The organism is Candidatus Bathyarchaeota archaeon (assembly GCA_023131225.1).
In the GTDB taxonomy this organism is placed as follows: domain Archaea; phylum Thermoproteota; class Bathyarchaeia; order Bathyarchaeales; family SOJC01; genus JAGLZW01.
The window spans coordinates 1-7996 of the sequence record JAGLZW010000011.1 but is presented as its reverse complement, the minus strand read 5'-3'; the positions used below and the strand labels follow the sequence as shown (position 1 = coordinate 7996).

Sequence of the window (7996 nt, the reverse complement as noted above, 5' to 3'; positions counted from 1 at the left end):
GACATCTTCTCTTCCAGAGGAAGGGTTAGAATTTTACGCATTCTCTCCGAGATAGAAGAATTAAATATTTCCGCGATTGCAAAACGCGCAGGACTAAACTACACTACAACCAACGAACATTTGCAAATGCTAGAAAATGCAGGTTTGATAAAACACAAGTCTTTCGGTCGCATTCGCATTTATCGTTTCAACGAGGAAAACGCAAAAGCGAGGGCTATAAAAGATTTGATGGAATTGTGGGAACAAGAAAACGGTGTATACCCTGAAAGGGTAGGGGGGGAGGGGGGGAGGGGGTAGGTCTGTATCTATGTCCCCTTGGGCTGTGATAGAAGCAGCATTTACATGGCCTTTGATGAAGGCGCAACTGAACATCGATGCTGGCTATATTTTTGGGAACTTTGCAAATAGTATAATTGGCAAAACGGAAACATTTAAAGTAAGAATAAGCATTGCGGAAGGAGAGGAAAGGGTTCCATAGATTGATTATAGGCAACCTCTAAGGAAAGTGTGAAATGCATGGGTATGGTAGATATAAGCAAGAAGCCAGAAGTTTTTCGCGAGGCAACGGCTAAAGGCACAATAAAGTTGAAAGCCGAAACCATGCAGCTAATCAAGGAGGGGAAGGTTGAGAAGGGTGATGTTTTTAGTTTGGCGAAGGTTGCAGGCGTTTTAGCAGCTAAAAAGACAAGTGAACTTGTCCCGCTGTGTCATCCTCTGCCGTTGTCCACCATAGATGTTTCAGTTGAAATTGCTGGCGAGTCAATGGTGACTGTGGAAGCAACAGTTAAAGCCTTTGCAAAGACCGGTGTGGAGATGGAAGCGTTAGTAGCCGTTTCTGTTGCGCTTTTGACAGTTTGGGATATGACCAAACAATATGAGAAAGACCGCAAAGGTCAGTACCCTACAACAGTCATCGGAGACGTCAGGGTTTTACGCAAGGTGAAGGAAGAGTGAGTGAATCTTCACGTAAACACAAAGCTGAAGCCCCAGCCAAACTTGGTTTCGCCCTTGTTATGTGTAGTACGTCTCGCTTCGCACGTTTGCATGAGGACAAGCATATAGATGACTCCTCAGGCGACTTGATCGCTCAAACGCTAATGGAGCATGGTCACAAGATTATTTCTCGCGTTATGGTGCCGGACGAAGAAAGGATGATCAAAAAGGCAGTTGAAGAAGCTTTGCAAGATAAGGCTGTGGCTGCTGTTATTGTTTGTGGCGGTACAGGAATTGCACCTAAGGACGTAACGATTGAAACTGTCAGTCCCATGTTAAGAAAGATTTTGCCCGGTTTCGGCGAACTATTCCGCAAACTCAGTTATGATAGCATAGGTTCTGCGGCTGTTCTGAGCCGTGCAGTCGCTGGAATTGTGAAGCGTAATGTAGTTTTCTGCATTCCAGGAAGTATAGATGCTGTGAAGCTTTGCCTCGACAAGCTTATATTGCCTGAAACGGGTCACATCGTGAAGCACACTCGGGAAAAACCATGATTAAGGACAACTTCGGTCGCCCCGTTCTGAACTTGCGAATCTCGGTAACTCAACGCTGCAATTTGCACTGTCCCTACTGTCATCGCGAAGGTCAAGAGAAAGAACCTAACGATTCTGTTGTTGAAATGACTGCCACAGAAATCATTCGATTGGCAAAGATAGCCATTAGCTTGGGCATAAGAAAGATCAAGTTGACAGGCGGTGAACCTTTGCTGCGAAAAGACATTTTAGACGTTGTTGCAGGCATTGCAGGTTTGGAGGGCTTACAGGATTTGTCGATGACCACAAATGGGTCTTTCTTGGAATCCCTGGCGAAGGATTTACGGACTCACGGTTTGATGAGAGTCAATATTAGTTTGCCATCTTTGATGGCTGATGTTTATAATGGGTTGATGGATGGCAATTTGGAAGATGTGCTTAAGGGAGTTAGCGCCGCTGTTGATGCTGGCTTGTATCCTGTTAAGTTAAACATGCTGGTTTTGGCGGGCGTGAATGAAGATGAAATTCCTGCAATGATTCAATTTGCAAGAAAAAGCGATACGTTATTACAGCTGATAGAGCTAGAGCCCATAAACATCAGTAAAAAGTACTTTGAACGCTACCTTTATCCATTGGACAAGGTAGAAGCAGATTTGGCAAAGCGGGCTTTACATGTGGAAGTGCGACCTTACATGCAAAACAGGCGCATATACCACTTACCAGATGGAAGAGTTGAAGTAATCCGCCCTACAGAGAACACAGAATTCTGCGCCCATTGCACGAGGCTGCGGATAACTAGTGACGGGAAGCTGAAGCCTTGTTTAATGGTTAACACAAATCTAGTAGACATATTAACTCTTTTAAGGAACGGGGCAACTGAGGAACAATTGAAAAAGCTTTTTGCAGAAACTTGCCGAAGGAGAGAACCCTATTATAAACCGCCAACCTATCAAGTAGTGAAATAGAACTGCCTTTCCTCACTTCATCCACAAGAAGATTAGGACACGCAGTTTACAAAGTCTTTCTCGTTCTATTATTTCATGCTTTTAAACTGCATTAAATTTTTATACAACTTGCAAGGACATAGCGGAAGAGGCTAAAGAATGAAGAAAGCAATACTTTTAACGATTCTTACATCTGCTCTCGCTGCAACACTGTTTACATCAGCGATAAGCCCAGCACAAGCATCCATAATTGGTCACAATTGGATAGGACAAGAACACGACTATGATCCCTACTCAAATAGCCACTCCTTAACCGTATTTCCAGAAAATACCATCGCCACACTTACAGTTACAGTGTACAACCCAGATTGGTATGGTGATCCAGATCTGAACGTTTCATCTGTTTGGATACATATGGACTGGGATGAGAATTACAACTCCACTCAATGCAGCAAAGCCAGCCCAATAGTAATCTCTCCACAAAATCATTATACGTTCACTATTACCTTTACTGTGCCTTACGTTACTGTAGCTTCGAACCTAGTCCAACACGCCTACACGATTTTCGTTGAGAAAGTCAATGCTACAAGTGGGCCACAACAAGTAAGTCTTCATGCTACGCGGGCAAGATCTGACTTTGTTGTTTACTCAGCAGTTCAGAAAGAAGCCATGATGCTGTACGATGAGATAAACATGACGTTTAGCTACTACGATTACTCCTCTTTCAGCTCTGTAGTAGCTAGAAGTTTGTGGTATAACGGCTCCATACATTACCAGATGGGATTGGACAGCCATGAATCAAGCAATTTCGACAGCGCCAAAACACATTACGAGACTGCTCTTGATCTATTGAATCAGGCGATTGATACTGAGACAGCGTACGACTTAGACTGGCAGCAATTTGATAATAATTATACTCGCCAATGGAAGCAGACTGATCTGTTGGAAAAAGAAGCGAACCTTACAATTCGTGAGGCTATAGCAAACGCAAGTATGATAGAAGCTGATGCATCCATGAAAACGGCAGATGCAGAATTCGCATTAGCGCAAGCAGCCATGACGCAAGCCTACGCGTGGATTGTGTTCGGAATCGGATTTGTGGTATTCGGCTTTGCTGCAGTTATATGGGCGTCTAAAAGACCTAGTTCCCCATAACCTTTTTTTATTTTTTTTGTGTGTAAGTTGAGACTGTTGCAGTACTAAGCAGCAGCATCTAATTCCATAGATTTCAATATCGCTTTCGCTTGTCTTTTGCTTCCCGCAATGTAGCTGACTTCATCTTGGTCAAAGTTAAACCAGTCAATTAGGCCTGCTGCCATCTGCAGGTTATTTTCAAAAATAATTTTCAGATAAGGCAGAACGTCTTTTTGCGCCACCGCTACTGAAATGTGCATTCGCCGTTTTACCTTCTTCCCTATTTCCCTCTTCTTTGCTCTTTCGGCTCGGCTAGTTGACAACATCCTTATTCTTTGCGGAAACCTAAACGGGATCCATCCAGTCGGCTTAGACTTGTCCCTAGCCATCGCTACCCCCGCAGTCATAAAGTCAATCATGTATCGCATCAACTTCCAATTCCGTGTCCGCCTAATCCTTCCCCTATACAAGTCGGCCATTGCCAACGCTTCCATAGCATTTGCCAACTCGCCTGGAATATTAAAATGATAAGGCGCGTTTTCGTAGATCCATTCGAAAAACATGTCCAAATCAACATCAACCATGCCGACAGTCTGCTTAGCAGCTCTGCAACTTTTTCCATATAAAACTTGGCGTAGAACAGTGAAAATAACTTCTTTGCGGTCTCGATAGGCAAGCCAAGAGACCTCATCATATGTAAGCCTCCTCTTTCCCTGTCCCAACGCCTGCAAATCATTTACAGCCGACCGGATGTCACCTTCACTTCGCTGAGCGATAAACCTTACAGCTTCCTCATCAGAAGCAATGTCTTCTTTGGCGCAAATTAGCCTTAAATGCTTCAACACTTCGCCTGCCGATGGCTTTTTGAACTCGATGACTAGATATTTTTTTTTGTTTCGAAATGCTATGAACTTTTTGTTCCAGAAATCGTTCGCGATTAGAACGATAGGGCACCGTGTGTTTTTTATTATTTCAGTTATAGCTGGGATGGCTCCTCTATCTACTGTGCCATAAATTCCATCCATCTCGTCAAGGAGAATTATGCGCTTTTTTCCGAAGAAACCACCATATTGAGAAGCTAATCCAGCAAATTGGCGGATTTTCTCCTCAGTGCGATAATCACTGGCGTTCTTCTCTATGAACTCCATGCCAAGGTCGCTAGCTAAGGCTTCAACTGTTGCTGTCTTGCCGACACCTGGTGGACCATGAAGGAATGCGGCTTTCTGTGCAGGAACTCCTTTCTCCCACGATTTTAACCATTCTTTGAATTTGCCTATTGCTACTCGGTTTCCCACAACTTCTGTCAAGGATTTGGGCTTGTACTTCACGGTCCATGCAGCATGCACTACAGACTAGCCACCTTTCAACTCGTAACCTGCCTCGGCAAGCCTCGCCAACAACGCACTCAACTGCACCTCTTCATCTGCGCCTTCAGTAAGGCGGAAATCCACTTCGCCCACTACGTCTGCCAGTTTAACCTTCCAGCTTTCTGGAACGTCAAGACGAAAAAGTTCTATGTGAATCTGTTTTATTATGTCCCCTCCAGCCACGCCATACTTCATAATCATCTCCCGAAGCCTTTTTCTTGCTTCAACGAAGTTGCCATCCATCGCGATTTTTATCATGGCGTGAACGTCTGCTGGGTTTGCTCGTCCAACCACCGAATAAACCGTTTCTGAGCTTATAGGCTTGCCAAGAGAAGCGGCCGCCTGTAACGAGTTGACGGCTTTCCGCAAATCGCCTCTGCAAACGTCGTAAATTGCGTCCAACCCATCCTCTAACAATTCTGCGTTTTCGTTTTGGGCTATATGCTTAAGATATGTGTCCTGTTCCTCTCGCGGCAGATAGCTGAAACGGAAGGGGGCGCAGCGGCTTTGAATCGGCTCGATGATTTTTCCGCTGTAGTTGGCTATCAGGATGATCCGGCAAGTTCCGGTGTACCTTTCCATTGTTCGCCGTAAGGCTTGCTGTGCATCTCCAGTCATATTGTCTGCTTCATCTAAAATTAGGATTTTGAACGGGATTTCTCCAAGCGTCCGCACACGAGCAAAAGTCTTCACGGTTTCACGAACAACGTTTATGCCCCGTTCATCGCTTGCGTTCAGTTCCATTAAATTCTCTCTGTAAGTGTCGCCGTACAAGTCGCGAGCTAGACATAAAGCTGCGGTTGTTTTTCCTGTTCCAGGAGGACCAGCAAAAATGCAGTGGGGGACGTTGCGGGATTTTGCAAAGCTGACAAGGCGTTCTACGATGTCTTTCTGGTTTACCATTTGGCTTAAGAATTTTGGGCGGTATTTTTCTGCCCACATTTCATAGCTCATGTAATTCTCTCCGAATGATGCTATACACTAGATTTAGTGTAAGATAAATTAATTCTTTAGTAGATGTGCAGCGGCAGGCGCCTGAAGGAATAGGGGTTGAATGTTAGAAAGGCGATGCTAGGAGGATTTCCACAATCCGTGGATACTGCAGTACTCTCTTGCCCAGATTTTCTCCCCTGTGATTTCAAACTCTGCTTCTGGTTTGTCTCCTGGTTTTAGGAATTTTCTGTAAGTTCTGCCATCGGCGATTATTTCTATCCATTCAATGTAGTGCTTTTGTTCCATCGGATGCGGTACTGAACCAACTTTCACGCTTATTCCTTTCGCAGTTTTTTCTATTACAGGGACATGTTTTTCTAAGCCTGCATCCGTGGTCTTTTCCGATAGTAACTCCATTGGCTGACCACAACAGACGAGTTGTCCTACTCCTGTATGCAAAACTTCAACTATGTTGCCGCAAATGTTGCATTTGTAAATCTGTTTTTGTTCTGTCGTTTTCTATCCCTCCTTTTAATATTCTTCACATTTAAGCTGGAAGTAGCTTCTCGGGTGATCACATGAAGGACATTTTTCTGGTGGTTCCTTTCCAAAGTGAATGTATCCGCATTCTCGGCATACCCACCAAACATCTTTTTCCTTTTTGAAGAAGGTTCCTGCCTCAACCTCTTTTAGCAGTTTCTTGTATCTTTCTTCATGATGTTTTTCTGCTTTACCGATCGCTCTTAATCTTATTGCGATTTCAGGAAAGCCTTCTTTTTCAGCAACTTCGGCGAATTCTGGATACATTATTGTGTTCTCGTAGTTTTCTCCTGCGATTGCTGCCTTCAGATTCTCTGCCGTGCTGCCGAGAACCGTTGGGGCTACTGCTTCAACTTTAATCTCATCTGGTTCCTCGCTACTTTTCTTTTTCAACCTGCAGATTAGCTTGAATAGGTTGCTTGCATGTTCCTTCTCGTTCTCTGCAGTAATGAGGAAAATCCCTGCAATCTGCTCAAAGCCTGCTTTCTTGGCAATCTTTGCATAGAATGTATAGCGGTTTCTTGCTTGACTTTCACCGATGAATGCTTTTACCAGATTTTCAATGGTGTTTTTCATTGTTACTTACCTTCTGTCCGACTCATAGAACCTGTCTGGTTATTTAAATTTTCATTAACTGATTTGTTTAACGCTTTGAATCTTCTACTTCTGAAAATCATTCTCTCCGCGTGTTGCATGTATACGCGGCATGAGTTTTTCGGCGATTTCCTTTCCGAGTTGTCTACATTTTTCAAGTCCTGCTTCATCTGGTATGTATTTAAGTAGAACTGGTGGTTCCATCAAGTGCATTTCAAATCTGTTTTTCATGATTTCAAGAACCAGTCGTGGTGCTTCACCACTCCAGCCGTATGACCCGAAAGCTGCTCCTATTTTATCTTTCAAATTGATGTTTTTCAAGGCGACTTTCTCGAGAAGATTCTTAATATCAACAGCCATGTCATGATGGTAAGTTGGGACTCCAATTGCAATAGCGTTATAGTCAGCTAACTCTTCAGGTCTTGCGTGAAACTTTAGTTCAGCTTCAACTCCTTGAATTGCTTTAGCTCCTTCGGCTACTGCTTTAGCCATCTTTTCGGTGTTTCCAGTTCGGCTATAGTAAAGAATGAGGATTTTTTGCATATACAGACCCCATTTAAGTTGTTCTACAATGTGTCTGTGTGGTATACTCACGTTTCTCCTCAGTTTCTTTGTTCATCTAATCACTTCCTATTTTGTTTATTGCAATATTCTATGCTTGAGTCTCGTTGGATGTTGTTGGGGGCGTAAATATCCGTGTTGCAAGTTCTTTGTCAATCATAAACAATCCATTACCTTTTCCAGCAAGTTTCAATTTAGAGATTATCTCGTTATCATTAGCCTCCTCCTCGATCTGTTCAGTGACAAACCATTGGAGAAAGATGTTTGTAGCATGGTCTTTCTCTTTAATCGCCAGGTTAACAAGATCATTGATACTCTTTGTAATGAATTTCTCGTGCTTCAAGGTCTTCTGAAACATGTCTAGAGACGAGCCGAATTCTGTTGGTGGTTGTGTGATAGCCATGAGTTTCACTTGTCCGCCTTGGTCGTTGATGTAGTCGTAGATTTTCATGGCGTG

General features: G+C 43.6%; 12 protein-coding genes. 6 read left to right on the top strand and 6 right to left on the bottom strand.

Annotation, left to right across the window (positions count from 1 at the left end; genetic code table 11):
• From KAU88_03490 to KAU88_03465, 6 genes are all read left to right on the top strand, one after another.
• Positions 1–297 (top strand): winged helix-turn-helix transcriptional regulator (locus tag KAU88_03490; GenBank protein ID MCK4477577.1); only part of this gene is annotated, 297 nt, incomplete at its 5' end.
• 10 nt (positions 298–307) lie between these two features.
• On the top strand, positions 308–478 hold the full coding sequence (locus tag KAU88_03485) for a hypothetical protein (GenBank protein MCK4477576.1): 171 nt from the start codon (positions 308–310) through the stop codon (positions 476–478).
• A 44-nt stretch (positions 479–522) separates the two neighbouring features.
• Positions 523–954, top strand: a complete 432-nt coding sequence (gene moaC / locus KAU88_03480) for a cyclic pyranopterin monophosphate synthase MoaC (GenBank protein MCK4477575.1) — start codon at positions 523–525, stop codon at positions 952–954.
• Positions 951–1487 (top strand): MogA/MoaB family molybdenum cofactor biosynthesis protein, encoded by a 537-nt coding sequence (locus tag KAU88_03475; GenBank protein ID MCK4477574.1) that lies wholly within the window; start codon positions 951–953, stop codon positions 1485–1487. Before moaC ends, KAU88_03475 begins: the two co-directional genes overlap by 4 nt.
• Positions 1484–2431 carry a GTP 3',8-cyclase MoaA gene (gene moaA, locus KAU88_03470; protein ID MCK4477573.1) on the top strand — a complete coding sequence of 316 codons (948 nt, stop codon included), beginning with the start codon at positions 1484–1486 and terminating at the stop codon, positions 2429–2431. Before KAU88_03475 ends, moaA begins: the two co-directional genes overlap by 4 nt.
• Before the next feature lie 138 nt (positions 2432–2569).
• On the top strand, positions 2570–3565 hold the full coding sequence (locus KAU88_03465; protein ID MCK4477572.1) for a hypothetical protein: 996 nt from the start codon (positions 2570–2572) through the stop codon (positions 3563–3565).
• A gap of 44 nt (positions 3566–3609) precedes the next feature.
• Here KAU88_03465 and KAU88_03460 read toward each other — a convergent pair whose 3' ends face one another.
• The 6 genes from KAU88_03460 to KAU88_03435 all read right to left on the bottom strand — a co-directional run.
• Positions 3610–4872: a replication factor C large subunit gene (locus tag KAU88_03460; protein ID MCK4477571.1), complete on the bottom strand. Its 1263-nt coding sequence runs from the start codon at positions 4870–4872 to the stop codon at positions 3610–3612.
• A gap of 24 nt (positions 4873–4896) precedes the next feature.
• The gene (locus tag KAU88_03455) at positions 4897–5865 is read right to left on the bottom strand and encodes a replication factor C small subunit (GenBank protein MCK4477570.1); all 969 of its coding nucleotides are present in this window, start codon (positions 5863–5865) and stop codon (positions 4897–4899) included.
• A 117-nt stretch (positions 5866–5982) separates the two neighbouring features.
• A complete protein-coding gene (locus tag KAU88_03450) occupies positions 5983–6342 on the bottom strand; it encodes a desulfoferrodoxin (GenBank protein ID MCK4477569.1) in 360 nt (119 codons plus the stop codon).
• A gap of 33 nt (positions 6343–6375) precedes the next feature.
• Complete coding sequence (locus KAU88_03445; GenBank protein ID MCK4477568.1) at positions 6376–6960, bottom strand: rubrerythrin family protein; 585 nt, start codon at positions 6958–6960, stop codon at positions 6376–6378.
• A gap of 84 nt (positions 6961–7044) precedes the next feature.
• On the bottom strand, positions 7045–7572 hold the full coding sequence (locus KAU88_03440) for an FprA family A-type flavoprotein (GenBank protein MCK4477567.1): 528 nt from the start codon (positions 7570–7572) through the stop codon (positions 7045–7047).
• Positions 7573–7630: 58 nt separating this feature from the next.
• A partial coding sequence (locus KAU88_03435) for a ferritin (protein ID MCK4477566.1) occupies positions 7631–7996 on the bottom strand: 366 nt, incomplete at its 5' end.

What these genes read in the sequence shown, in the direction of transcription:
- KAU88_03485 (MCK4477576.1), top strand. Translation starts at nt 308, where the DNA reads ATGTCCCCTTGGGCTGTGATAGAAGCAGCATTTACATGGCCTTTGATG.
- moaC (MCK4477575.1), top strand. Translation starts at nt 523, where the DNA reads ATGGTAGATATAAGCAAGAAGCCAGAAGTTTTTCGCGAGGCAACGGCT.
- moaA (MCK4477573.1), top strand. Translation starts at nt 1,484, where the DNA reads ATGATTAAGGACAACTTCGGTCGCCCCGTTCTGAACTTGCGAATCTCG.
- KAU88_03465 (MCK4477572.1), top strand. Translation starts at nt 2,570, where the DNA reads ATGAAGAAAGCAATACTTTTAACGATTCTTACATCTGCTCTCGCTGCA.
- KAU88_03455 (MCK4477570.1), bottom strand. Translation starts at nt 5,865, where the DNA reads ATGAGCTATGAAATGTGGGCAGAAAAATACCGCCCAAAATTCTTAAGC.
- KAU88_03445 (MCK4477568.1), bottom strand. Translation starts at nt 6,960, where the DNA reads ATGAAAAACACCATTGAAAATCTGGTAAAAGCATTCATCGGTGAAAGT.